Here is a 25,052-nt window from a genome sequence, read left to right on the forward strand (position 1 = left end):
AAATATCAATATATGAGGCATTTGGCGTCATAAAATGACCGGTTTGTAGGGTGAATGGTCACATAAAAAGGGATAGGCCGCCCCTTTTTTATGCCCAGCTTCAGAAAACATCGAAAACTTGAAACTCCAACCTAATCGCTGTGGGAACTTGTTGTAACAAGTTGTAGATTTTCACCATTTCATAGACCGATCCCGCCCCCAACTTATTAAATTTTTTATTAACAACGCAAACAATTTGTCGCTAGATTACGAATATAAGAGTAGGAGAAGCAAAAGGTAGGGTGAGAAGTTTGTCGCGTGAAAGAAAGCTCATTAAGAGAATACGTAAAAAAGGGCATCATGACGCGGCGAATGAGCTCGTCTCGATGTATTATACGGATCTGCTCAGGTATGTAAAATTGAAGGTTGCCGATGAGGAGCTTGCCCGAGACCTTACGCAAGAGATCTTTATCCATATGCTAGAATCGATCCGTTCATTTGATGAAAAAAAGGCAAGCTTTCGTACGTGGCTTTATACAATTGCTTCCCACCGAGTGATTGATTATTTTCGCTCGAAAGCGTATCAACAGGCGAAGAAAACACGAGCGATTGACGTTGACGATCGCCAAAGTGAGGATTTCACAGCACAGTTGTTTCGTTCCTTTGAGGTCGATCGGATTCTTGAATTTTTGCAAACATTCCAAGAGTCTGAGCAGCAAATTGTGCGAGGTAAATTGCTACAAGGTGAACGTTTTGTCGACTTGGCAAAAAAAATGAACATGCCAGAATCAACGGTTAAAACGAAGTATTATACAACCATTAAGCGAATCCGGGACGCATGGGAGGTAGATGGTCATGATGAGTGATCACAGAAACGAAGAGGAGATTCAAACCATTGTCAGAAAAGGTATGAGTGACAATGACCGATTTTACCGGCGATTGTTCAAGCTGTATCAAATGATTGGGTTTCGCCATCTGTTCTATGACGCTCGCGAAGCGCTGTTTCTCGTCTTATCTGTCCTATTGTTCATGCCGCTCGTCGCTGTATTGTTTGCTTTTATGCAAGAAGCGAGCGCAACGCAAACCCTTCCTACCTTTAGTTTGCTGTTTATGGGTACGCCTTTTTACTTTTATGCCCATATGCTTTTGTTCGTCGCTTTAAAGATGGAGCAACCTGGCGTTGAAGTGGAACAAGCGACGCGTTTCAGTCTCGTGCAACTCATTGCATTGCGTACACTCGTCATTGCGATTTTCTCTCTCATCGGCATTATCTTGTTCGTTGTGTTTGCTAATGAACTTGGTGTACACATCCCCGTACTACAAGGGTTAGCCATCGCCTCCAGTGGCTTGTTTCTATTTGCCTCGATCTATTTGACGTTAATGACGACGAATCAGAAAAATGGCTTTGGCATTGGGGGTTTCCAATTTTATGGATCGCCATGACTGTTGGCTTGTACTTGTTGCCAGGCGTGCCGCTCGAAGGCATTATCCAATTGGTTCCTACGGGTGTATATACCGTTCTTGCCATCACTAGCTTTTATTATTTTTATTCACAAATTCAGGAGCTTTTTGACGATACAAAACAAAAGGGTGAGGCCTAATTGTTAACGATTGAGAACGTGACGAAGAAGTACGGTTCATTTACTGCACTAAAGGAGCTTTCGCTGGAATTTGATACGGGTGTGTATGGACTGCTTGCACCAAACGGTGCCGGCAAAACGACGCTCATAAAAATGATGGCCACGTTATTGTTCCCAACGAGTGGCAGCATCCGTTTTGACGGTAAAGACATTTATGGGATGGGCGCGACGTATCGCGATGTGATCGGTTATTTGCCCCAGCAGTTTGGCTACTACAAAAACGATACACCGACGCGCTATTTGCACTATATTGCCGCCTTAAAAGGGCTGGACCGTAAAAAAACGAAAGTTAAAGTCGAGGAACTGTTAGAGACGGTTGCACTCACGGAAGTGGCTCATAAAAAAATGAAGAAATTTTCCGGGGGCATGATTCAACGGGTCGGCATTGCCCAAGCGCTATTGAATGACCCCCAATTGCTCATTCTTGATGAACCGACCGCCGGCCTGGATCCGAAAGAGCGTGCTCGGTTTCGCAACTTATTGTCCCGACTCGCCAAAGAGCGCACGATTATTTTAAGTACGCACATCGTCGCTGACGTGGAATCGATCGCTAATGAAATTGTGATGATTAAAGACCGGGAACTTCTTTATAAAGAGTCCATCCATACGCTTTGCGGTCGCATCCAAGGACAAGTATATGAAACGTTGGTCGCCCATGAAGAGATGGATTGGTTTCGGGAGACGTATGCGATTCTTGGTGAACGACAGGAACAAGAGCATGTGCTCACCCGTTTTCACACAACTTCCCGTGCCGAACCCGGTTGGGAAATGGTATCCCCTCGTCTTGAGGATGTGTTCTTAACGGTGTATCAGGATGAGCGGCAATGAGTGTGTTCGGTTATGAACTGGGGAAATTGTTGCGCTCACCCGTTCTTCTATCGCTTACCGGTCTGCTTATCCTACTCAATGTTCTCATCATTTCTTCGGCATGGTACGACACGTCTGCCGCCGAAAGAAACGCAACCACATCGCTTGTGCAGACCCACGGGAATGCGCTCGATGAGAATTGGGTGTTTGACGTTGCCGCTGACAATGAAGAGCGGTTAGCGGCTTTTAATGAAACGCACAACAAAGCAATCACTTCAGCAAGCGATCAGTTGGCTCACGGCATCGACATCACCGCCCCCTACGCTTTGGACCTCATTGAGCTTGCCGTTCGCGATGCCTATATCGAAGAAGCACCCCTCATCGATGAGGGGTATGAACAAATAACGATGACCGGGCTCGCTGAAGAAGCGATTGATCAATACGCACTCGAAGGAAATCAAGCCAAGTGGATGCACAATCAGTACGCCGAATACAGTGAGCGTTACGAAACACTCCTCCAGGAAGAAGAACACAAAACCATCTTTTACCTCGGTCAGCAAACGCACGCAAGCCTTTATGAAGACGTCTTTCGTTACTCGTTAATTGGGCTTTCCATCATTCTCACGTTGCTCACCGCTCATAGTGTGAATTATGAGCACGCGTACGGCACTGCACAGCATGTATATAGCACTGCGCGGGGTCGCCGTTTGCTGTTCACGAAATGGTTAGCGGTGAACGCCAGCAGTTTTCTCATCATTACGGCGGTGTTGGCTATTTCTTTAACGGTCTTCTTTCTCACCTATTCCTTCTCTGGGATGTGGAGTACGTATGTGAGCTCGTATTTCAATACGGATGGACCTCTTCCGTATTTGACGTGGTGGCCGCTCACGATGTTGACGTTTCTGATCGGGGCATTAATCGTCACGTACACGGTGCTCTTTATCATCGTGCAAACGGTCTTTTTTACGAGTGTGTTTATTCGTAACAGTTATGCCGTCTTTTTCGTTGTCTTGATCGTCGCTGGTGGCTTCGTGTTACTCCCTTTGCTCGCCCCAGCCGGTTCCAATTTCCTGTTTTACGGGATGTATACGCCTGCGACGCTAATCATGAATCCGCACATGTGGTTCACTGCGACTGCACCACTCACTGCAGCGAAAATGCATGAGGTCGTTACACTGCTCGTTTGGGGTGCGATTGCCTCGATTATGGTCACTGTCGCGTTTCGATGCTTCTCTAAACAATCGATTCATTAACAGAAAGGAAGAACACGATGCGTTTATTCATAAAAGAAGTTCGACGCCTGCTGCAATGGCGGATGTGGCTTCTCTTTCTCCCAATCGCTGCTATACTTTATGTCATGAATATTGAATTCCATTTTCAACACTTCCCTAACGGTAGCGATGCGTATTATTACGAAACGGCTGAGAATCTCGTTCACGAATACGGGGTCGAGGTGACCGATGCGAACATGGCTGAATTTGCCGAGCATCACGAACAGCAGCTCGTAGCGGCAGACGCGTTCATCGCCAATCACCCTAAGGCAAACGCTCTGAACGTTAGCACGTACGACGAGGTGTTTGCGAGCGCCATCGACGAACGAGAGATGAGAGACCTCCGTAACACGCTCATGGACAGTGCGGATGGGTTGTTTTGGTTCATCCAGATGGAACGGAGTATCCTTGACCAGTACCGCTCCGACACCGAACATCCTTCCTACACAGCAGCGGCTAATGAACGAATTACTGAAGGTAATGCACGAGGTGAACACCAGGCAATCTTACCCGCACAAGTGATGGATAATTTTCATTCGTTGCTCTTTAACGGGAGCATGCTCGTGTTGGTTGCGATTGTCGTGTTCATTAGCCCCGCTTTCTACCGAGACCATCATGTCCGGCCGCTTCAATACGTCACAAAAAAAGGAAGACGCGTATTCAGCTTGAAACTGTGGGCGGCTCTATTTGTCGGCCTACTGCTCACGACACTCATTCTCGGAAGTTTATTTGCCGGGTATGTGGTGCTAAACGACACGACCTTGTTCTGGGAAGCGAGCATTAACTCGTTCATGTCGCCAGCATTCTTCTGGTATGGCCTTTCCTTTCAAGCATACATGCTCGTCTCCGGTGCCATCGTCTATAGCATCGTCGTGCTTATGGTCATCGTTACAAGTATCGTCTCAAGGTTTGCGGGCAGCTACTTGTCATTGCTCGGCCTGCTTGTGCCAGGTACGTTGCTGTTTATTATCTTCGCCTTACAAGACATCACAAGCTTTTTGTTCATCGTAACCGACGCCGCGACACTTCCATTTTTCGTGAGCGGTGCTGCTTTACTACTCGCAGCAATTCTATTCATGTACCGCACACGCCGTGAGGCTCGGATGGAGATTGTATAGAAGTTTGATGTCGCCCGTAGATGTTAGATGTACGGATGGTTAGGGAATGGGGATTTTTAGGAGTTTGGTGATCTAGATCGCTTTTCATTGGTTTCGGCACCGCAGGTGGCGATGGTTGCCTGGTTTTTTGGGGGGGTTTAGGAGATCCGCGATCTAGATCGCGGCCTTAACGATCTAGATCTCTTTAATGAATCATCGATAAGCCCTCTACCGCTCATATTTCATTTTCTGAAGAATATTTAAGCATCTACTTAAAACATTGTTACTTCCGGCTATTTAGCACATCTCACATCTAAACTGGACGTTCTACAACTAATAACTGCACCTAATTTTAAGTCTTTGGTAATCAAAGTAGATATGAGTTTTCTATCTATCTTTGTTGAGTCAAATTACTTTAAAAAGCACTTTTATTAATTTTTCGACGAATATATTCTAGAAGATTATCGCCCCAAGTCACTGTAGTATTAATATGTTTGTGTATGTGTCCATTTTCTACTGTCGCAAACAGCTCCCCATCTTTCTCAGAATTATCCACTATCATAAGTGTATCAATTAAATCAAAGTGTTCAATAAGGTTCTCACGACTGACCGTATGTCGGCGTACAACATCCTGCTCTGGGATATCGTGTCCCCCGTTTTCAACTCTTTTGGCTATTCGTCTTAAATTTATGGCAACGTGGGTTGTACCTACATAAATAACTACAATTTTATATCCTCGAGATTTGGCTTGTTTTATTTGTCGTATCGATACTTTGCTTGCTAATGTTGTTTCAATAGAGAAGTCTTGTTTGGATTCAATACATTCGTTTACGATAGCTAAAGCTTCTTTACCCGCACTAAGTGTAGGGTTTTTAGATGTTCGTTTCTCGTGTTTTTTAATTAGAGCATCCGGGTCTATATTAACCACCGACCCTAGATGGTCATAAAACATCCCCGAATAGTGCTCTTTCCAGAACCATTGTTCCCTGCAAAAACATACATAAAGGGGCTTAGACTCATGATAAAATCTCAGGATCTGAATCTTTTTCAATTCGTCCATCAGGATATTCCCGAACCAACCATTTACCTTCTTGATAGACGATATACGTGTTGTTCATTTTGGCATCGAGCATTGCTCGTTCACCTGTCATCCTCACGATTTTGCGAAACCGTTCTACATCAAATGTCATTCTCTTACCCTCCTAATTATCGGTACATAAATATATACAATAGCAAAATTCACTTATTCATCCACTATGCCCAAAAAAGGATCTTTCATATGATTTACGTTTAAACGTGCCCCACTATTTTTCATACTCAGTCCTGTTAAATGTCTGAAATTCACCGGTACACCTTTTTTATTAAGCTTGATCGAAAGTGTCTTCTATAATTTCATGGCGGTCTTTCTTGTACAAAATCACCATAAGTTAGATTGATAGGGAACACGTATGTTAATGATGCACCCTCTTCACGATTTCGCTTCGACTTTCACCCAGTCTGTGCGCCCGTCTGCAGCTACTTTGAGGCCGTTTAGTTGCCCGCCGAATACGAGACCGCCGTCGATGCCGATTTTCGTTCCGCATTCGGAAAACCACGGGTTGAAGCTTTTGTCCCGGTTTAAAATCTTTACCGGGGTATGGCCAAAAACAATCTGTTTTCCGGTTTGATTCGAGCCTGTATGAAAGGGTTCACGAATCCACAAGAAATCGTCGTCTGTCCCGTCTCGCCAGTTCTCTTTCAACAAGTCGACGCCAGCGTGTACGAACAGGAATTGGTTCCATTCATAATAGAGGGGGCGTTCATTAAGAAACGTAACTTCCTCAGAGAATTCGGTTAAGAGCACTGAGCGAAATTCCGCAAAACTCAAGTCATTTGCTCCACGACTAGCTGTCATAAAAGATTGCAGCGTCTCTTCTCCTCCATTTCTTAAGTATCTTGCTTCATGTTCACCCCTCGTCCATTCCATCATCATTTCTTCGTGATTTCCTTTTAAGGCGATGGCTCCTTCTTCGACAAGTTGCATGACGTGGCGGACGACTTGTAAGGAGTCGGGCCCACGGTCGATGTAGTCGCCAAGAAAGATCAGTGTCTCGGTTTCGGGGTCCCAATGTGTTAACAGTTGCAAAAGCTCGTCATAATTTCCATGGATGTCTCCAATGATGAATGCCCGGTCCATCTGATCAGCTCGCTTTTTCTTTTTAGTATAGCAAAAAGGGGAGGGTTCATAAATCAAGCCTCCTGCATCATAAGAATAACCATTGATTGTTATAGGAGTGATGGTGTGAAATATTCTAGATCAGACGGCATTCACGTGCGTGGGCTCAAGCAAAAGCGAGAGGCTCCTGTTTCTTATCCTAGCGACTTACCTGCGGAATTTCATTCACAAACGATCGGCAACGACGGACCGGTACTCGAACAAGACAGTGTTCTTCACGAAACGATGGAAACGTTTGTTCACGAAAAAATCATTGATCGTCCCGTGCATGTGAAAGGGTTTGGCGCGTTTGGATACTTTGAAACGTTTTATTCCCAAGCTGATGATACAGCGTTATGCTTTCTGCAAGAGCCTGGACAACAAGTGCCAGTCAGTGTCCGCTTTTCTCTTGCGGTTAGCAATCAAGGAACACCGGACACGTCGCGAAATGTGCGCGGATTTGCGACGAAATTCTATACGGATGAAGGCATCTTTGATCTCATATGCAATCACCTCCCATCTTCTCGGTTCGAGACCCGATTCGCTTTCCCGAAGCCATCCGCGCGTTTTTGCCTTCACCTACGAATAATTTGATGGACCCGAATCGTTTTTGGGAATTTGTGGCGAGAGCTCCAGAGTCGCTTCATTTTGTCGTACAACTCTACTCCGATCGTGGGACGGTGAAGAGTTTGCGTCATATTCCTGGGCATAGTGTGAATACGTACGTATGGAAAAATCGGGCGGGAAAGCGAAAGTATGTAAAGTACCAGTGGCTTCCGTTTGCTGGAGAGCAATACATTAATGCGAAAGAAGCGGCTGAGCTCAGTGCACAAAACCCCGATTATGCAGGAAGAGATTTGTACGATACGATCGCTTCCGGAGAGCCGGTAGAGTACGGGCTTTACGTACAACTAATTGATCCAGACGACGTTCATCAATTATCGTTTGACCCACTAGATGATACGAAAGTGTGGGATGAAAACGTATTCCCGCTTATCCCCGTTGGAAAAATGGTGCTGGACACGAATCCAGGTTCTTTTAAAGAAGAAGTCGAAAAAATTGCATTTTCTCCTTCAAACCTTATCGATGGGGCTGAACTGTCTGATGATAAAATGTTGCAAGGACGCGCGAATATTTATTCAGATTCACAGCGCAGACGTATCGGCCCTGACTTCCGAAGTGTACGTGTGAATGATCAAGCAAACTGGACACCAGATGAACTCGTGACCAGTGGAGACGGCCGTTATGTTGAAGGAGAGCTTCAACGTTCAGAGATATCCGATCCGGATAACTTCTCTCAAGCGGGGACGTATTACGACCATCTATCGCAAACAGGCAAACAACACTTGGTTGAAAATTTAGCCGCTGATTTGAAAACCATTCACTCGAACACTGCCCGTAGTGTGATTGACCTTTTTGAAAAAGCGTCACCTGAACTTGCCGAGTCGATACGCGCACAGCTTCGCTAATCGTTTTTCTGAGCGACGTTTCATAAACCCTCTCTTTCGGGAACAAGATAGTTGTGAGAGAGGGGGTCATAACGATGCACTTAGGAATTCTAGATCAAATTCCCGCTCCGAAAGGATGAGCGCCGAAGAGACGGTTGCGAAAACATTAGAACTCGTCGCCCATGCGGAACAGTTGGGGTATGAGCGCTATTGGTTTGCGGAGCACCACGCCACCCGAGGCATGACCTCAAGTTCACCGGAAATTATGATGAGTGCCGCAGCTGCGCGTACCGAGCGAATACACGTCGGAAGTGGCGGCATTCTTCTCCCCCAATACAGTCCATACAAAGTCGCGGCACAACTTCTGCAACTAGAGGCACTGTTTCCAGGCCGAGTCGAAGGTGGGGTTGGCCGCTCACCTGGAGGCGGGGAATCCATTCGCCAACTGCTCGCCGATGGCAAAGACAATCAGTTGGACGAGTATCCCGACAAGCTTCGGTTGTTGCGGAATTTCTTGAGAGGAGAGGAGCGATTTCGGGCTACACCACGAACTCGTGAAGCACCTGCCTTATATTCTTTAGGACTTGGAGAGAACAGCGCAAAGCTCGCGGCTGAGCTAGGTGTCGGCTATGTGTACGGGCATTTTATTCAACCTGGAAGAGGACAAGCGTCCCACACTATTTACCGAACGAACAACACCTCCAACGCACCCGCACTCACTGCCATTTTTGTCATTTGCGGAAAGGACAGAGAACATGCTGAAGAGCTTGCTTTAAGCCAAGACTTGTGGCTGTTAAATGTCGAGCGTGGTTTGGACAGTCGCATCCCTTCTGTCGAAGAAGTGAAAAATACGCCGTTATCCTCAAAATCGAAACAGCGCATCGCCGAAAATCGTCACCGAATGATTATTGGTGGTCCAAAGGAAGTGAAAGAACAGCTAGAGCGACTGACCGAGAAATACGGGAGCGACCATTGGCTACTTTTAACCAATGTCCATTCAATCAAAGAAAAGACCCGTTCTTTTGAACGGATCTCTGCTTTATTTTAGAGGTGAGTACCGGTAACCGTCTCGAAACGCGAAAGGTTCCTTGCTCGTGTGTGTCGATCTCGCTTTTTTCAAGGAACGACTAAGCAATGATTCATAAACAGGCGGGCTGCTTTTCGGCTCTTGTATACTAGCAAGCATGTTTTGACTGCGTTTATACTCGTTTTGTTGATCATAAGCGCCAAAAGAGATATGTAAAGCTTCATTAAACTGAGTTTTGGCGAGCTTGTCTTGACCAAGCTGCAATAAATTTTCTCCCAATTGCAGAAAGAGTGCCGCTCTCTTCTTTCCACGAATGTTCTTCATATATAACTTTGCCGTTTGATAATGCAGGAGGGAAGCATGATAGTTTCTCTCCTCATAATTCACGTTGCCTTCCATATAATGATACAAAAAATCAAGCGCTTCACTTGTCTCTTCCATTGCGTCTCTTTGTGGTTTTTCTTTCAAGAGCGTGTTCCGGAGAAGATCGTTTTTTATCATGTCATGTTTAAAGCGAATGATTTCGTAGTATTGTTTCGCTTCGTCAGTCAACTTGCAATGTCGGAGCATATGTTCCACATCACGTTGTTCATCGTCTGAGCGTTCGACATCTTCGTTCTGCACACTTTGACACCATTTCCCTAATTTCCTTATAATTCTCCTATCAAAAGCCACTCGCTCGGCACCTCCCAGTGATAATGAATGGCTCATCATTCAAACACACCCGATTCATCACGCTATTCATAAACGAATCCAGGCAGAAACCCTGGATTTTTTGCTTATAAATCATATATCTCCTCTTCAATATAATATATCTCTTATATTATCTCTATAACAGACGCTAAATAAGAGATTATTTATTGTTTTTCGACAACATCCGCTCCCTCCCGTTGGCAAATTGAGGATGAATTCATTACAATGAAGATAGACTCTGGCTTGGAAAGGGATTTTGCCAAGTGTTTAATGAATTTTTTTCGCAACTGATTTCGATTGTACTTATTATTAATATTTTATTGGCGTTTTTCGTAGTGTTTGTGGAGCGTCGTGACGTTGGCGCAACATGGGCATGGCTTATGATTTTATTTTTTATTCCAATCGGTGGGTTTATTCTCTATTTACTATTCGGTCGGCATTTAAAACATCGAAATTTTTATAACCTTTCGGTGGAAGAGCGCAACTACTTGAGAAATGCCGTAGAGGAGCAAGTCGAGCAACTAAAAGACCATCAGGAGTTTTTGTTAGACCGAGACATTCACCATAAGTATGAACAGCTTATGCTCATTAACTTGCAATCTTCTACTTCGATTATTACGTCGGATAACAACGTCGAATTGTTTCACGAAGGGACCGATAAGTTTCGAACCTTGTTTGATGACATTCGAGAAGCAAAAAGAGAAATTAACCTCCAATACTACATTATTCAACGTGATGATCTTGGTCGTAAACTCCGCGACGTGCTCGTTGAAAAGGCAAAAGAAGGCGTCAAAGTGCGGCTACTGTATGATGCCATCGGTTCACGGACGATGAGTAAATCGTTCTTTAAGGAACTGCTCGAACATGGCGGCGAAGCCGAAGCTTTCTTCCCTTCATTTTTAAAGATCATTAACCCCAGAATTAACAATCGAAACCACCGTAAACTTTGCATTATTGATGGGAAAATCGGCTACATCGGTGGTTTCAATATCGGCAATGAATATTTAGGCAAAAAAAAGAAGTTCGGTTACTGGCGAGATACCCATTTTAAGATTACCGGTTCTGCTGTCGATCATATTCAAGGTCGTTTTATTTTAGATTGGAAACAAGCAACCAAACAAGATGAGATTGACATTACCAACATTGTGTTTGGGGATTATGAACATTCTGGAACGAGCGCCGTGCAAATTGTTGATAGCGGACCAAACTCTGAAACCGAGCACATTAAAAATATGTACATCAAACTTATTATGAGCGCTCGAAACACCATTAAGATTCAAACACCTTACTTCATACCCGATGCAAGTTTTATGGACGCCCTAAAGATCGCGCTTCTTAGTAACATTGACGTTCATATTATGATTCCGAACAAACCTGATCATCCGTTCGTCTATTGGGCAACCCTCGCTCATGCAGGAGAGCTGTTAAAATACGGCGCCAACATCTGGATTTATGAAAAAGGATTTATGCATGCGAAAACGATTGTTGTGGATGAAGAGGTCTCCTCTGTCGGTACGACGAACATCGACCCAAGGAGCTTCAAATTAAACTTTGAAGTGAACGCGGTTGTTTATGATAAGGAAGTCGCCAAAGAACTTCACGAACTTTTCCTACTTGATATGGAAGACAGCAGCTTGCTCACCGAAGAACGCTATGCAGAGCGCTCCTTATGGATCAAAACGAAAGAATCCGTATCACGGTTATTATCTCCGATCCTTTAAAACGAAGCACACCGAACGCAAGACCATTGAAAAGTCCCATAACCTTCTACGAACCTCTACTATATAACTTGAACGAAAGAATCTCTTCAAAAACCGGTGGTAGGCTTGTAAAAGTGGAAACTGTGCTCGAGTTAGAGGAAATTGCAGGAAAAGCGATATATCCTCATAAACTAGGGTGTACATCCCCGCTCCGAATTGCGAGCAACCTGTCGGCGCGGCTCGCTTATGGGCATTGAATCTGCGCTCCAGTTGGAACAAACTGCGCAGGAGCTTAATGGAATGAGAACCAAAGTCGTTAAACTAGGCAAACCTGCGCGCAGAATGGCTCCTAGCACGGGGCTACCTCTCCCACCCAACACCCATCAGCGCAAATCAGGAGAATCTTACGTTCAACATGTCTATATAAGTTGAACGTAAGATTTTCACTGAATCCGTTGACCGAGATCGGTCTTTACAGGCAAACGCCTACAGATTGTCTGGTGAAATGAACCTCACTTCGACAACGTCGGTGCCGATTGTTGTTCGTCACTCCAAGGGTTGCGGGCAACACGGAAAACGTTTGCCGAAGGGTAAAAAGTTGGGACCTAGGGTCACCACCTGGTGCAAGCATGTGATGACCTGTCACGTATGTGACAATCCAGCCCTTAAACCGAGCACTTTCGGCCCTCAACAGTCACATATATCGCGATTTGTGACCGTTGACTTCGTTTATGTGCGCATCCACGTTTAAAATCATGATTTTTCTTTCTCAAATGTCACTTAAATGAATATATGGGGCATTTGGACTTCTTTCCACACCGTGACTAGTAGCCAGAAACATGAACCGTGTCGCCCTTGTGCTCTGGAGTGTAAAGAAAACACGGTGGGCGTCTTTAGACCACCGATGTTGCACTTATAGTCCGGACTGCATAGAAAACACGGTGGCAGATGTTTCGCCACCGATGTTGCACTTATAGTCCGGACTACATAGAAAACACGGTGGGCGATCTTTGACCACCGATGTTGCGCTTGTGCTCTGGAGTACAACCATCCGCCTGAAGTGGAAAGCAACTTCCACCAGCGCAAATCAGGAGAATCTTACGTTCATTCTATATAGATCAAGTTCTAACAGCTCCACCTTCACTAAAATTTAGTACCCCCCGCCAAACATCGGCGGGGTTTTTAAGACCCCCAAGCTACGCTCTAACCGCTTGTCTAGTACTCGTGTGAATGGCTTTTTTTGATAGACTAATGACGAGAGAGCATACAAATATGTTCACGATCGTTAAAAATCCATTTTGAACGCCTAAGAGGAGAAATGAAATGCTCGCGACCATCAGGTCAAAGCCAAAGATGACTTTTCCTGGATCAATGGCGTTCCTTTGCTGTAAGTATACGGCAAGTATCGTCGCCCCACCCATCGATGATTGGCTTAGGAAAATGACAACTGCCCCAGCACCGACGAGGAATCCCCCGAGTATGGATCCGCTATACACTGATATGTCTTGAATCGGGATGGTTTGCAACCCTGCACTGATCCCCGTAACGAGCGTGACAGAGAGCAACGAATGAAGCGTGTAAAAGACTCCTAATTTCCAAAGAGCTAAGATGAAAAACGGCAAATTAATTATGAAAAACATGACTGTAAAAGGTAGATTAATGAGCTCAATTAGCGTCAATGACAAGCCTGCAGCTCCAGATGTTGCCAGGTCTGCTAGGTTCGTAAGCTGAATGCCCACGGCAAGAACGAAGCACCCGATCAGGTTTAGTCCGAATCTTTTCATAGATGTTCCCACGGTACTCCCCCTTCTATAACATCTTATCAAAAGAACCGAAAAGAGCGATGGCCGTTGTTGGATTACCTATCAAAAAGACAATGTTATAAAATCTTTCAAAAATTCATACCGTCATGAATATATTTCGTGTATAATGCTTTATAAACCTATACTTGTACAGGAGGGATGGACAAATGTCCACTCTAGTCGGAGATTTTCAAGCGTTCTTAGGTTCGTCTCAAGTAACGACGAATGAAACAGTGCTTGAGTTACATAGCAAAGATGAATCCTATCATACACCGGTTAACCCAGAAATTGTCGTGTTCCCCCGTAATGCTGATGAGATTTCAAAGATTATGCATGTCGCCAAAAAACATGATCGACCTGTCTACCCATTTGGTTTAGGGTCAAGTCTAGAAGGTTTGGTAATACCGACTAGCGACGGCATTTGCATTGATTTTTCAGAAATGAATGCCATCTTAGATGTGAAACAAGACGATATGCTCGTCACCGTACAACCTGGTGTCACACGGACACAACTAAACAAAGAATTGAAAAAGTACGGTTTATTTTTTTCGGTAGATCCTGGGGCTGATGCAACGATTGGCGGCATGGCTGCAACCAACGCGAGCGGCACAAGTTCGGTCCGGTACGGCATTATGCGTGACAAAGTTCGTGATCTAGAGGTCGTTCTCGCCGATGGGTCCATCATTCATACGGGAAATCGAGCAGCGAAATCTTCCTCTGGGTACCATTTGAATGGCCTATTTGTCGGTTCTGAAGGAACCCTCGGCTGCTTTTCTGAAATTACACTCGAAGTGAATGGCATTCCTGAACAAATCGTCGCAGGAAGAGCGGAATTCTCGACGATTGATGACGCTGTTAACGCCGTTGTGTCCATTCTTCATGCCGGCATCCCTATTGCGAGATGTGAGCTCGTTGATGAGCCTTCGATTGAAAAAGTAAATCAGTTCAGTGACACGAACTATGCGCTCACACCGACTCTTTTTCTTGAACTTCATGGAAATGAAGCGGGACTCGAACAAGACCTCACATTCACGAAAGAGATTGTACGGGATTTCGGATGTGAAGAAATTGAATTCGAGCTAGACACCGCCGCCCGCAACAAGCTCTGGGAAGCACGACATACGCTTGCTTATGCGTTCACACATAGCACACCGGGCAAGAAGATGATGGTCACAGATGTATGCGTGCCAATCTCAAGCCTCGCGAGTGCGATTAAACACGCACGGCAACTTGTTGATGACTCCGGGTTTGAAGGCGGTATTGCCGGTCATGTTGGCGATGGCAATTATCATATCCTTCTCATGATTAATCCCGAAGATCCTGACGATATTAGAAAAGCACAAGCATTAAACGAAGAAATCGTAGAATTTGCATTAGAAGCCGGCGGGACGTGCACAGGAGAGCACGGCGTAGGAATCGGAAAACAGAAATACCAAAAGAAAGAACACGGAGAAGCATTCTTCGTTATGGAGAAGATCAAACAAGCACTTGATCCAGATAGCCGGTTGAACCCGATGAAGCTGATTCAAGTAAAGGAGTAAATAAACGATGAGGGTACTTAGTGGGGTTAGTTCATTCGCAGGGAGATTTTTTGCACTTTTCGTTATTGCTGCAGCAATCATTGCATTTCTTATTCCCGAACCTTTCATGCCAATTAATAGTTATGTTCCAATTTTATTAGGAATCGTCATGTTTGGCATGGGAATGACGTTGAAGCCCGTGGACTTTAAGCGAGTCGCCAAACAGCCGATCCCTGTCGCGCTAGGACTCGTTTTTCAATATACAATTATGCCGTTAACGCACTTGCGATTGCCTACCTACTGAGCTTACCTCCAGAGCTAGCCATCGGTCTCGTGCTGCTCGGCTCAGTACCAGGGGGAACATCCTCAAATGTGATGGTCTACCTTGCTAAAGGGGATTTACCTTTATCAATCTCCATGACATCGCTGTCCACCCTCGTTGCGCCAATCGCAACGCCGGCTATCCTATATCTTTTAGCGAGTCAATGGATGCCTGTCGAATTCTGGGCGATGTTTACGATGATTGTCCAAGTGATTATTATTCCGGTAGCACTTGGTCTCCTCCTTCGCCGCTTCTTACCGTTGATTGTTGAGAAAACGGTAACGGTAATGCCGCTCGTCAGTGTACTAGCCATCCTTGCTATCATTACTGGGGCTGTAAGCTCGAATGCAGAAACACTCGCAACTGCAGGGTTTATTTCTTTTGTCGCAGTGATGTTGCATAACGGCGCAGGCTTGGCTTTAGGTTATACCGCTGCCTATCTCGCCCGCTTGACACCAAGTCAACGAAGAGCGGTTTCCATCGAGATCGGCATGCAAAATACAGGACTCGGTGTGACACTAGCGACCGCGCACTTGTCTCCACTTTCAGTCATTCCAAGTGTCATTGGTACCGCTTGGCATAACATCACGGGACCAATTATGGCCACGTATTGGGCCAAGCGTCCGCTAAAAGAAGGAGACGCACCACCGCAACAGAGCGCAGACATTAACGTGAGTAAATAGCTGCTCGGCAAGCAGGTTAAGAACCTTGTTGAGCCCCTTGCAAAAACAGACGGTTCAGGCTAGTTACCCTGAGCCGTCTATTTTATTGAGAAGTAGCCTGAGAATATGTTCACGCGCCGCCTCCGAAAGGGGCACTGCTTTGTTACTCCACTTCTATTTTTTGGAAGAGCGATGCCGATAACACTCGGTTTCGGCACTTTGATTCCAGTTTCTGGAATATCAATGCCGTTACCCTTTCTTTTCGGTACTTCAACCCCAGTTTTTGGAAGCCTGATGCCGATACTCTCACTTTTTCGGCACATCAATCCCAGTTTCTAGAAGCCTAATGCCGATACTCTCATTTTTTCGATACTTCGATTCCAATTTCTGGAACACTAATGCCGACACCCTCCCTTTTTCGATACTTCGATTCCAATTTCTAGTAGACTAATGCCGACGCCTCCCTTTTTCCGGCACTTGAATCCCAGTTTCTGGAACACCAATGCCGTTACCCTCCTTTTTTCGGTACTTCGATTCCAATTTTCTAGTAGACTAATACCGATACTCTCCCTCTTTCGGTACTCTAAATCCAGTTTCTAGAAAACTCATACCGATACCCCATCACCGAAAGTACTTCACTCTTTTAGACAGGGATGCTCCGACCCCGAACGCAATACAGCGCCCAATCGCGACTAGCGAATGGGCGCTGCTGGCACGGTGTGTCTATTCACCGAGTGCAGCTTCTGGATTAATAATGCCTGCACCGTACTCAAACGGATCACCTATTGAGTTGGCTGTATCAACAATGGTAGATTTTATTTCCTCAGGGGATGCTGTTGGATTTTGGGCAACTAATAATGCTGCAAGACCGGCAACGTGCGGCGCGGCCATTGACGTTCCGTCTAAGGAATCATACGAGTTTGTTGGATACGTACTATATATATTCGCTCCTGGAGCCATGACGTCCAGCTCATTTCCTACGCTTGAGAAGCTTGCTCTTTGATCATTTGCGTCGGTTGCACCGACTGCGAGTACAGAGTCAAAAGCTGCTGGAAAACCGACGGTGCTTCCTCCGCCCCAGCCTGTTCCTTCATTCCCTGCTGCCGCAACGACAACGACGCCAGAACGTTCAGCATGGTCTACGGCCAATTCCATCGCTTCTGATCCTTGCGGTGAACCTAAACTCATATTGATCACATCCATGTTGTTATCAACAGACCAGTCGATGCCATCGATAATTCCACTCAAACTACCACTTCCGTTTGCGGCGAGTACTTTCACAGCATGCAAGTTCACATCCGGGGAAACACCTAATACGCCTTCATCGTTATCAAGTGCTGCAATCGTGCCTGCCACGTGAGTACCGTGCCCATTCGTATCAACGAGTGGGTCTTCATTGACGAAGCTCTCTCCTCCGACAACTTCCAAATCAGGATGGGCTTCATGAATCCCCGTGTCTAACACGGCGACGTCAACCCCTGTACCAGTATGACCATTTGCATGTACGGCTGGGGCTGAAATCCGGTCAATACCCCAAGGAACTTCTTGTTGATAGTGAGTGACCGTATGGTCCCTTTCCACAAAGGCAATGTTCTCTTCGTCTAGCAATGCCTCATATTCTTCTTCTGTTAGTTCGGCATGAAGCACATGAATGTGTTCAAATTCTTGAAGGACCTCAATGTCATAATTGTCTTCTAGATTGTTTGCATCCATCGTTGAAAACTGTTCTAAACCGATTAGAAATTCCCCTGCTTCTTCACTGTTCGCTTGTACCCCACCAGCGGCACCAACAGCGAGAGCAACTGTCATAAAAGATGCTGTACCTATTCGACTTTTACTGTAACCCATTAGAATCCCTCCTATTGATTTGAACGTGCCTCTCGAGTATATGTACAAATTAGAAATTTTTCAATATTACATATATAGTTATTTTGTAGTGGGATACCACTAGATTTTGCATATTTAGTGGCTTGTCCATCCATTTCACCAAGACTTATAGATGAAATACGGGCACCAAAATAAAAACGGGAGCATCGGCTCCCGTTCGTAATGATCTTTATTGCTGAAACGAAGATGACGGATTAATCATACCGTTTCCAAATTCAAACGAATCTCCTAAAGGATTGGCCGTATTTTTAATAATTGCGCGTATCTCTTCAGGGCTTCTTTCTGGGTTTTGTTGGAGCAAAAGCGCAGCAAATCCAGCAACTTGGGGTGACGCCATCGACGTTCCGCTCAACGTTTGGTAACCGCCATTCAAGTCGGTGCTATAAATCCCATCACCAGGCGCCATGACATCAAGTTCATAACCTACGCTAGAAAAATGGGCTCGTGCATCTTGTTGGTCAGTTGCGCCTACCGCAAGGACGCTATCATAAGCGGCCGGATAGCCAACCGTACTCTCGTTTCCATACGATGCTCCCGCATTTCCAGCAGCCGCTACCACAACCACACCTGCAGTTTCAGCGCTCGTGATCGCTTGTTCCAATACAAGGGATCCCATGGATGAACCGAGGCTTAAATTAATCACATCCATGCCTTGTTCTACAGACCAATCGATGCCTTGCACGATGCTATGCATGCTTCCTCCACCATTTGATGTGAGTACTTTGACGCCGTAAAGGTTAACGTCTGGTGCAATACCAACAACCCCATAATCGTTATCTAATGCAGCAATTGTACCGGCGACATGCGTGCCGTGTCCGTTATAATCGGTATGCGAATCTTCATGCACAAAGCTCGCACCATCAATGACATTTAAGTCGGGATGATTCACCTCTACACCTGTGTCTAACACTGCAACATCCACCCCTGCACCTGTAAAACCGGTCTGATGAATGGTCGGTGCCCCAACGTGCTCAATGCTCACGGTACCGTTTGTTGTTCCACCGTCACTTCTTGGTCTGCTTCAACATACTCGATTGCAGACTCAGTTGTTAACGTTTGTACTTCTTCTTCACTAAGCGTTGCATACAGCACATTCATAGATTCATACTCATGAGAAATCTCGATGTTGAATGTCTCTTCAACCCATTCCTCTGAATGCTCCGTCCCGATAAAATAGTCGTCACGCTGTTCACTTGCTTTTGTATCATTTATCCATACGAGTGATCCAGCAATCGTAACACCAATCATTACCCCAGTATGTAAAATTTTCATGTTAACCTTCTCCTCCTTGTGTAGCCCATTACACAAAGATTGTAAAACGCTAACCCTACAATATCTATATATAATATTTAGCAATCTTGTAGACTTTTTCTAATTATCCATTCACTTTGGCAATGTCATGCTTTTTGTACATAAATCTGGGATCAATGGTAAAGATAAATCCACTGAAGAATGCAAAGGTGGCTTCATTTTTATGGAAAGCAAATTTTTACAGCCGATCCATTTGTACATACTTATAATCATATCGACAGGATTTATGGTACACGTACTCATTATCCCTAGCCTTTTATCGGTTGCAGGTCGTGATGCTTGGCTCAGCGTGATGGCTAGCTCAGTATTGGTTGCCGTTACAATCATTCTTGTGTCATCAATGAACAAAACGTTAGATGGACGTAGTTTATTTACATTTTTAAACGATCACTACCCACATTTTCTCGTACAAATGCTGGCGCTCATTTTTGCATTCGTATTTATTGTCGAAGCGTTTATCTCTCTGAAGTTCTCGATCGGCTGGACGTCATCTAACTATTCATATGAAACACCGAACCTCGTCATTTTAATTGGCTACATCCTCGTCTTCATTTACGCGGCGAGTAAAGGTTGGTTTGTGCTTGGCATTATTGCTCTTTTGCTTTTTCCAATCGTTTCGTCATTTGGGCTTCTCGTCGGTATCGGCAACATCCCGAACAAAGAATACGCCTTGATGTTCCCCGTGCTTCAAGAAGGCTTTGGACCGATGTTGCAAGGATTAGTGTACACACAAGCAGGGTTTCTTGAAATCTTTTATATACTATTTATTGTTCAATTCACGAAGAAACGACTCTCCACCAAAGGCCTCTTTATCTCTGGTGCGATCCTTCTCATCTTGTTGCTCGGTCCACTCACTGGAGCCATTTCAGAATTTGGTTATGTTGAAGCGACGAATTTAAGCAATCCAGCTTATGAACAATGGCGCCTACTCACGCTTGGTCGCTACATTACCCGCCTTGATTTTTTATCCATGTTTCAGTGGAATAGTGGGGCGCTCGTACGTGTCGTCTTATTTACGATTGTAGCGAGCATGCTGCTCCCACTTCGTAACCGACGCATCTCGCTTCTACTCATATACGCGGTTTTATTTTTGGCGAATCTCATCCCCATTCCGATTCATCAATTTCGAGTCTGGTTAACGGACTATTATTTTCCGTTTATTTTTGTGTTCCTATCTGCTTCATTGCTCGTTTTCTTTATTCTAATCAAAAGTAAAAAGGAGGGAACAAAAGCATGAGCCGCCGCTCTTCTACGAAAGTTTTGAAAGATAATTTGCTCGAACACTTCCAAAATGTCGAAGATGTACACATTGTTGAACAACGTTTTTTATCTGGACGACAACATTATGATTGCTCCTTCGTATACTGCAAAGGAATGATCAACCATGATTTTATGGTGGATACCATTCTTCCGAATTTGCAAAAAATGGTAGAAATTGAGACGCGCATTGACGAAACTCATCTTAAAAGTATGTTTGACGTCACTGTTATGGAACCGACAACATCATTGCTTGATAACATTGAAAAACAAATCTTCACGGGTAGTTTAATCCTTATTGACCATGCTTACAAACATGTTTATTCCATTTCAATTGCAAAATCTCCACAACGAAATGTTGAAGATTCCAATATGGAAGTCTCCATTCGTGGACCACGAGATGGGTTTATTGAAGACGTTACGACAAATGTCGCTCTTATTCGCAAACGGCTAAAAACAAGTTCCTTAAAGGTAAAGTCTTATACGGTTGGGTCGCGTAGTCAAACAGAAATCAAACTAGTTTATTTGGGCGATGTCTTAAATCCAAAGATTCTTAAACAAGTCGAACACCGCCTGAAGAATATTGATACGAGTGTTGTGACGAGCAGCTATCATATCGAAGAACAATTGTATGATCAGACGCACTCGCTCATCCCACTCGTTGAATATAGCGGTCGACCTGATTTTGTCGTTGAAGCGATCAATGAAGGACGTTTTGCCATTATCGTGGATGGTAACCCGAGTGTCCTTCTCGCCCCAACAAACTTCTCGCTGCTCATACGGGCAGCTGAAGATAATCAAGCGAGTTACATGTATGTAAATACTGAAAGAATGATTCGTATCGGTGCGCTATTAACGAGTATATTGTTGCCAGGCTTCTGGTTAGCGATTACCTCTTTTCAAATTGAACAGATTCCTTTTCCACTCGTGGCAACCATTGCGGAGTCACGTTTAGGATTGCCGATGTCTTCAGCGTTAGAAATGTTTCTCATCTTGTTATTTTTCGAGTTGTTCAAGGAGGCTGGTATCCGACTGCCAAGTGCGGTCGGACAAACGATCGCCGTACTCGGTGGTCTCATCGTTGGGGACGCCGCCATTCGAGCAGGGCTCACGTCTCCAGCGACGCTCGTCATCGGAGCCGTCTCCATTATCTCGAGTTATACATTGACAGACCAAAGCCTTGCCGGCAACTTACTCATCATTCGCTTTTTTGTATTAGCGCTGTCTGCATATTTAGGGCTATTTGGCTTTTTTTTCAGCTTGTTCATCCTCCTTACCTATTTTGCGTCAGTCACAAGCTTTGGCCATCATTTTATTACGCCAATCGATCGAGGCAAAATGGAAGACACGATCAAAGGGTTGTTTCGTTTTTCTGTTCGTAAAGACAAGAAGCGTACTCTTGCATACCGACCAACCGATTCAGATAAATAAAAGGGGCGACAATTTATGAAGTTTTTCACAAAACTAACCATCTGCTTGCTCGCTTTCCTTTTACTTACGAGTTGTTGGGGGGCAAAAGAAATTCAACATCAATCGTATGTTACTGCAATTGGCATTGATTTTGAGGACGATGAATATGTGCTCTATTACGAGTTTCTCAACTATAGTACTGTGGCCAAATCGGAAGCCCCTGGTCTTGGTGAAGGAAAATCGGAAATTGCGATCGCCCAAGCGAGCGGCTATACATTGGAATGGATCATTGGTGAGATCGAACGTGCCGCCGCCACCCCAATTAGTTATAGTCACATCAATACGATCTACCTGTCCCCTAACGTGCTAGAGGCTGAGCACATAAATGTTGTCATCGACTTTCTCGGTCGTTGGCCATCTGTTCGGTATAATACGTGGCTTTTCGCTTCCAACTCTTCAGTTGAAGATACAATGGCAAACAATAATTTTTTTTGACCGTGCACCGATTTACACATTTACGTTTGACCCTGAAGAAATGCTGAACAACAACTCGTTTATCTCGGTAACGACATTGCAAGAGCTCGTGCAATATTATTATGAGCCAGCGAGTACAGTGCTCATTCCATCGATTAATCTTGATAGCGAAACATGGCGCGATGAAGATGAACCAGATGAAGCACTCGCCGTTGACGGCGGCTATTTCATTGCTGGCCAAGAGTGCAAAGGATTTTTGAATTGGGAGCAATTAAAAGGGATGGATTGGTTTGTGGAGCAGACGCGCTTGTTGCACGTCGTTCTGCCAGAAGGTCGTATCTCTGCGGCCATTCAAGACCCGACGAGCAAAGTGGAGATCCTACGAAATGATGATACTCCAGCATTTGACGTTACCATTACAGCTAATGCCGATGTGTTAGCCAACCCAGAAGAAAAACCACTTCAAGAAATTAAAAAAGAGCTTGAAGATACCATCGAAGAAGATATAAGAAGAACGTTTACTTATGGTGTAGAAATGGGGGCAGACATCTTACACCTAACCGAAAAACCATTTCGCTTCCATCCCGGTCTGTGGAGTGTTGAGCAGTTGCAAAACCTTGAAGAAAACGCCCTGCAAAATGTAAACATTGACGTGCGCATTCAAACCGAAGGAGACTATCAATAGGGGTAGACGGTTTGGATTACTTGCTATTGTTTTTAGCAAAGTTGCGCGGTTGTGTCAAAAGTGTGCAGTTCAGTGTCGAATCCGTGCACTCTCATGTCAAAGCCGTGCACTTTGTTGTCGAACGCGTGCACATATCGTTTGCACATCCCCACAGCGACGAGTGACAAATATACAACCAGTATGTGTCTACCTCATAGGGACAATACCAGCTCTCGTGTCGATTACGTGCGCCTAGTTGTCAAAAAATGTGCACTTACATGCTGAAACGGTGCACTCCTATGCCGTTTGCGTGCACTTCCCCACAACCAACGTATTTAACGTCGCTTTACGCAGACTTCCATATAGAATGAACTTAAGATTTTCCTGATTTGCTCTGTTGGAAGTTGCTTTCCACTTCAGGCGGATGCTTGCACTCCAGAGCACAAGCGCAACATCGGTGGTCAAAGATCCACCGTGTTTTCTTGACACTCCAGAGCATAAGGCGACGCGGTTCACTTTTCCGCCTACTGGTTAGGGTCTAGAAAAAGAAGCCCAAATGCCTCATAAGTTCATATTTGTGACAGTTTGGAAAGGAAAAATCATCGTTTTAAACGTGGATGCGCACATAAACGGAGTCAACGGTCACAAATCGTGATCTATGTGACCGTTGAGGCCGTAATTGGCCGGTTTAAGGGTTGGATTGTCACATACGTGACAGGTCATCACATGTTTGTGCCAAGTGGTGACCCTAGGTCACGTCTTTTTACCCTTCGGCAAACGTTTTCTGTGTTACCCCCAGCCTTGCAGTGGAAAACAACGATCGGCAACGAAGTTGTCGATGTGAGCTGCACTTCACCAGACAATCGGTAGGCGTTTGCATGTAAAGACCGATCTCGGTCCTCGGATTCAGTGAATTTCTTTCATTCAACTTATATAGCCCCGAAATGTCAACCACATCAAAAAAGCCGGAAGTAAAGGCGTCTGCCCATCTTCCGGCTTTTTGACAAGACATTAAGATTCCAACAACGTGACGGACACGCTCACATCAAGGTTCTGATTCCCACCTCGATACACGCCTTGGACTGGGCTCACATCTGCATAGTCGCGTCCAACTCCGACACGGATATGATTTTCTAGTGCTTCTACGTTATTCGTCGGATCCAGACCAATCCACCCGATGCCTGGTGCCATAAATTCAATCCATGCGTGGCTGGCCGCATCCCCGACGAGTGCTGAATCTTCTCCTACGTAAAGATAGCCACTTAAATAACGTGCCGGAATGCCTTGTGCTCGAAGTACGCCAATCATGACGTGAGCAATGTCTTGACACACTCCCGATTTCAGTTCGATAGCGTCTTTAGCGACGGTGTTGACATCGGTCGTTGTCGGATCATACGTGAACTGATTGTATAGGTATTCCATGAGTGATTTCGCAAATTGAACCGGGTTCGGGATATTTCCAATCTCGCTCCATACCAGCTGTACTTGCTCCATCGTCACATACGTATAGTTTGTTTGGCTGAGGAACGGCAAATATTGCGCTCGAAAGAGCTGAGAATTAAAAATACTTTGCATCGCCCCTGAATAGGTCAACTGGTCGACAAAAGGACTTCTTTGGATGCTTACTGTAGATGTTGTTTTCACTTCTAAATGCGTGTGTGTTTCCGCAATATAAAACGTCTCGACCAAATTCCCCCAAAGATCTGTATGCTGTGCGGTAAGCGAGTGCGGTGTGATTTCTGTATGATACGCAAGCAGCCGCTGACACTCATCCGTTTTCGGCATCAATCGGATGGTGTTCATGCTTTGATCTACCTGCGTATCATAATCAAAGCGGTTTAGGTGCACAATTTCGTATTTCACAACAAGCACTCCTCATCCCGTAAT

The 25,052-nt window shown here is 45.0% G+C and carries 22 protein-coding genes and 2 pseudogenes; 15 read left to right on the forward strand and 9 right to left on the reverse strand.

Annotated elements, in window-relative coordinates; genetic code table 11:
• Positions 1-281 precede the first annotated feature (281 nt).
• From JCM19039_RS18950 to JCM19039_RS18970, 5 genes are all read left to right on the forward strand, one after another.
• Positions 282-845, forward strand: coding sequence for an RNA polymerase sigma factor (locus tag JCM19039_RS18950; RefSeq protein WP_193744299.1), 564 nt, complete (start codon positions 282-284; stop codon positions 843-845).
• Complete coding sequence (locus tag JCM19039_RS18955) at positions 835-1,422, forward strand: hypothetical protein (protein ID WP_042430197.1); 588 nt, start codon at positions 835-837, stop codon at positions 1,420-1,422. Before JCM19039_RS18950 ends, JCM19039_RS18955 begins: the two co-directional genes overlap by 11 nt.
• Before the next feature lie 158 nt (positions 1,423-1,580).
• Entirely contained in the window at positions 1,581-2,447 is an 867-nt protein-coding gene (locus JCM19039_RS18960) for an ABC transporter ATP-binding protein (RefSeq protein WP_042430200.1), read from the forward strand.
• On the forward strand, positions 2,444-3,679 hold the full coding sequence (locus JCM19039_RS18965) for an ABC transporter permease subunit (RefSeq protein WP_042430203.1): 1,236 nt from the start codon (positions 2,444-2,446) through the stop codon (positions 3,677-3,679). The genes JCM19039_RS18960 and JCM19039_RS18965 overlap by 4 nt, the downstream gene beginning before the upstream one ends.
• A 17-nt stretch (positions 3,680-3,696) precedes the next feature.
• Complete coding sequence (locus JCM19039_RS18970; protein ID WP_042430206.1) at positions 3,697-4,815, forward strand: hypothetical protein; 1,119 nt, start codon at positions 3,697-3,699, stop codon at positions 4,813-4,815.
• A 394-nt stretch (positions 4,816-5,209) separates the two neighbouring features.
• Here JCM19039_RS18970 and JCM19039_RS18975 read toward each other — a convergent pair whose 3' ends face one another.
• The 3 genes from JCM19039_RS18975 to JCM19039_RS18980 form a co-directional block, all read right to left on the reverse strand.
• Complete coding sequence (locus JCM19039_RS18975) at positions 5,210-5,854, reverse strand: zeta toxin family protein (RefSeq protein ID WP_081834628.1); 645 nt, start codon at positions 5,852-5,854, stop codon at positions 5,210-5,212.
• Entirely contained in the window at positions 5,811-5,984 is a 174-nt protein-coding gene (locus JCM19039_RS24615; RefSeq protein ID WP_193744300.1) for a hypothetical protein, read from the reverse strand. Before JCM19039_RS24615 ends, JCM19039_RS18975 begins: the two co-directional genes overlap by 44 nt.
• A 278-nt stretch (positions 5,985-6,262) precedes the next feature.
• Positions 6,263-7,027: a metallophosphoesterase family protein gene (locus JCM19039_RS18980; RefSeq protein WP_052398951.1), complete on the reverse strand. Its 765-nt coding sequence runs from the start codon at positions 7,025-7,027 to the stop codon at positions 6,263-6,265.
• Between the two features lie 78 nt (positions 7,028-7,105).
• Between JCM19039_RS18980 and JCM19039_RS18985 the strand changes: the two are divergent.
• A pseudogene (locus JCM19039_RS18985) lies at positions 7,106-8,457 on the forward strand (catalase).
• Between the two features lie 115 nt (positions 8,458-8,572).
• On the forward strand, positions 8,573-9,484 hold the full coding sequence (locus tag JCM19039_RS18990; RefSeq protein ID WP_081834629.1) for an MsnO8 family LLM class oxidoreductase: 912 nt from the start codon (positions 8,573-8,575) through the stop codon (positions 9,482-9,484).
• Here JCM19039_RS18990 and JCM19039_RS18995 read toward each other — a convergent pair.
• Positions 9,476-10,138 (reverse strand): hypothetical protein, encoded by a 663-nt coding sequence (locus tag JCM19039_RS18995; protein WP_152550284.1) that lies wholly within the window; start codon positions 10,136-10,138, stop codon positions 9,476-9,478. The two genes, JCM19039_RS18990 and JCM19039_RS18995, sit on opposite strands and share 9 nt — an antisense overlap.
• Before the next feature lie 281 nt (positions 10,139-10,419).
• Between JCM19039_RS18995 and cls the strand changes: the two genes are divergently transcribed.
• Positions 10,420-11,877: a cardiolipin synthase gene (gene cls, locus JCM19039_RS19000; RefSeq protein ID WP_042430212.1), complete on the forward strand. Its 1,458-nt coding sequence runs from the start codon at positions 10,420-10,422 to the stop codon at positions 11,875-11,877.
• A 1,175-nt stretch (positions 11,878-13,052) separates the two neighbouring features.
• Here the strand turns inward: cls and JCM19039_RS19005 are convergent.
• A complete protein-coding gene (locus JCM19039_RS19005) occupies positions 13,053-13,652 on the reverse strand; it encodes a YitT family protein (RefSeq protein ID WP_052398952.1) in 600 nt (199 codons plus the stop codon).
• A 173-nt stretch (positions 13,653-13,825) separates the two neighbouring features.
• On the opposite strand from JCM19039_RS19005, the gene JCM19039_RS19010 reads away from it, so the two are divergent.
• Both JCM19039_RS19010 and JCM19039_RS19015 read left to right on the forward strand, forming a co-directional pair.
• Positions 13,826-15,199 (forward strand): FAD-binding oxidoreductase, encoded by a 1,374-nt coding sequence (locus JCM19039_RS19010; RefSeq protein ID WP_042430215.1) that lies wholly within the window; start codon positions 13,826-13,828, stop codon positions 15,197-15,199.
• 7 nt (positions 15,200-15,206) lie between these two features.
• Positions 15,207-16,183 (forward strand): annotated as a pseudogene (locus JCM19039_RS19015) (bile acid:sodium symporter family protein).
• Between the two features lie 702 nt (positions 16,184-16,885).
• On the opposite strand, the gene JCM19039_RS19020 reads toward JCM19039_RS19015, so the two are convergent.
• The 3 genes from JCM19039_RS19020 to JCM19039_RS22615 all read right to left on the reverse strand — a co-directional run bounded on the left by JCM19039_RS19020 (position 16,886) and on the right by JCM19039_RS22615 (position 19,321).
• Positions 16,886-18,010: a S8 family peptidase gene (locus tag JCM19039_RS19020; protein ID WP_052398953.1), complete on the reverse strand. Its 1,125-nt coding sequence runs from the start codon at positions 18,008-18,010 to the stop codon at positions 16,886-16,888.
• Between the two features lie 208 nt (positions 18,011-18,218).
• The gene (locus JCM19039_RS19025) at positions 18,219-19,031 is read right to left on the reverse strand and encodes a S8 family peptidase (protein WP_052398954.1); all 813 of its coding nucleotides are present in this window, start codon (positions 19,029-19,031) and stop codon (positions 18,219-18,221) included.
• Complete coding sequence (locus JCM19039_RS22615; RefSeq protein ID WP_052398955.1) at positions 19,028-19,321, reverse strand: protease inhibitor I9 family protein; 294 nt, start codon at positions 19,319-19,321, stop codon at positions 19,028-19,030. Before JCM19039_RS22615 ends, JCM19039_RS19025 begins: the two co-directional genes overlap by 4 nt.
• Positions 19,322-19,523: 202 nt before the next feature.
• Between JCM19039_RS22615 and JCM19039_RS19030 the strand changes: the two genes are divergently transcribed.
• From JCM19039_RS19030 to JCM19039_RS24005, 5 genes are all read left to right on the forward strand, one after another.
• Entirely contained in the window at positions 19,524-20,597 is a 1,074-nt protein-coding gene (locus JCM19039_RS19030) for an endospore germination permease (protein WP_042430219.1), read from the forward strand.
• The gene (locus tag JCM19039_RS19035) at positions 20,594-22,048 is read left to right on the forward strand and encodes a spore germination protein (RefSeq protein ID WP_042430222.1); all 1,455 of its coding nucleotides are present in this window, start codon (positions 20,594-20,596) and stop codon (positions 22,046-22,048) included. The genes JCM19039_RS19030 and JCM19039_RS19035 overlap by 4 nt, the downstream gene beginning before the upstream one ends.
• Before the next feature lie 15 nt (positions 22,049-22,063).
• Positions 22,064-22,522, forward strand: a complete 459-nt coding sequence (locus tag JCM19039_RS19040) for a hypothetical protein (protein WP_042430225.1) — start codon at positions 22,064-22,066, stop codon at positions 22,520-22,522.
• Positions 22,488-23,186: a Ger(x)C family spore germination C-terminal domain-containing protein gene (locus tag JCM19039_RS19045; protein WP_042430228.1), complete on the forward strand. Its 699-nt coding sequence runs from the start codon at positions 22,488-22,490 to the stop codon at positions 23,184-23,186. The genes JCM19039_RS19040 and JCM19039_RS19045 overlap by 35 nt, the downstream gene beginning before the upstream one ends.
• A 630-nt stretch (positions 23,187-23,816) precedes the next feature.
• Entirely contained in the window at positions 23,817-24,035 is a 219-nt protein-coding gene (locus JCM19039_RS24005; RefSeq protein WP_152550285.1) for a hypothetical protein, read from the forward strand.
• 141 nt (positions 24,036-24,176) lie between these two features.
• Here JCM19039_RS24005 and JCM19039_RS25990 read toward each other — a convergent pair whose 3' ends face one another.
• A complete protein-coding gene (locus JCM19039_RS25990; RefSeq protein ID WP_042430231.1) occupies positions 24,177-25,028 on the reverse strand; it encodes a transglutaminase family protein in 852 nt (283 codons plus the stop codon).
• Positions 25,029-25,052 lie beyond the last annotated feature (24 nt).

Origin of the sequence: Geomicrobium sp. JCM 19039 (genome assembly GCF_000698145.1) — a bacterium.
Lineage (GTDB): Bacteria > Bacillota > Bacilli > Bacillales > Marinococcaceae > Geomicrobium_A.

Bases quoted from the DNA above. Each gene is read 5' to 3' on its own strand.
- JCM19039_RS18975 (WP_081834628.1), bottom strand. From the start codon at position 5,854: ATGGACGAATTGAAAAAGATTCAGATCCTGAGATTTTATCATGAGTCT.
- JCM19039_RS19010 (WP_042430215.1), top strand. From the start codon at position 13,826: ATGTCCACTCTAGTCGGAGATTTTCAAGCGTTCTTAGGTTCGTCTCAA.
- JCM19039_RS18965 (WP_042430203.1), top strand. From the start codon at position 2,444: ATGAGTGTGTTCGGTTATGAACTGGGGAAATTGTTGCGCTCACCCGTT.
- JCM19039_RS19030 (WP_042430219.1), top strand. From the start codon at position 19,524: ATGGAAAGCAAATTTTTACAGCCGATCCATTTGTACATACTTATAATC.
- JCM19039_RS19020 (WP_052398953.1), bottom strand. From the start codon at position 18,010: ATGGGTTACAGTAAAAGTCGAATAGGTACAGCATCTTTTATGACAGTT.
- JCM19039_RS22615 (WP_052398955.1), bottom strand. From the start codon at position 19,321: ATGAAAATTTTACATACTGGGGTAATGATTGGTGTTACGATTGCTGGA.
- JCM19039_RS19035 (WP_042430222.1), top strand. From the start codon at position 20,594: ATGAGCCGCCGCTCTTCTACGAAAGTTTTGAAAGATAATTTGCTCGAA.
- JCM19039_RS18970 (WP_042430206.1), top strand. From the start codon at position 3,697: ATGCGTTTATTCATAAAAGAAGTTCGACGCCTGCTGCAATGGCGGATG.
- JCM19039_RS19040 (WP_042430225.1), top strand. From the start codon at position 22,064: ATGAAGTTTTTCACAAAACTAACCATCTGCTTGCTCGCTTTCCTTTTA.
- JCM19039_RS18990 (WP_081834629.1), top strand. From the start codon at position 8,573: ATGAGCGCCGAAGAGACGGTTGCGAAAACATTAGAACTCGTCGCCCAT.
- JCM19039_RS24615 (WP_193744300.1), bottom strand. From the start codon at position 5,984: ATGACATTTGATGTAGAACGGTTTCGCAAAATCGTGAGGATGACAGGT.
- JCM19039_RS18955 (WP_042430197.1), top strand. From the start codon at position 835: ATGATGAGTGATCACAGAAACGAAGAGGAGATTCAAACCATTGTCAGA.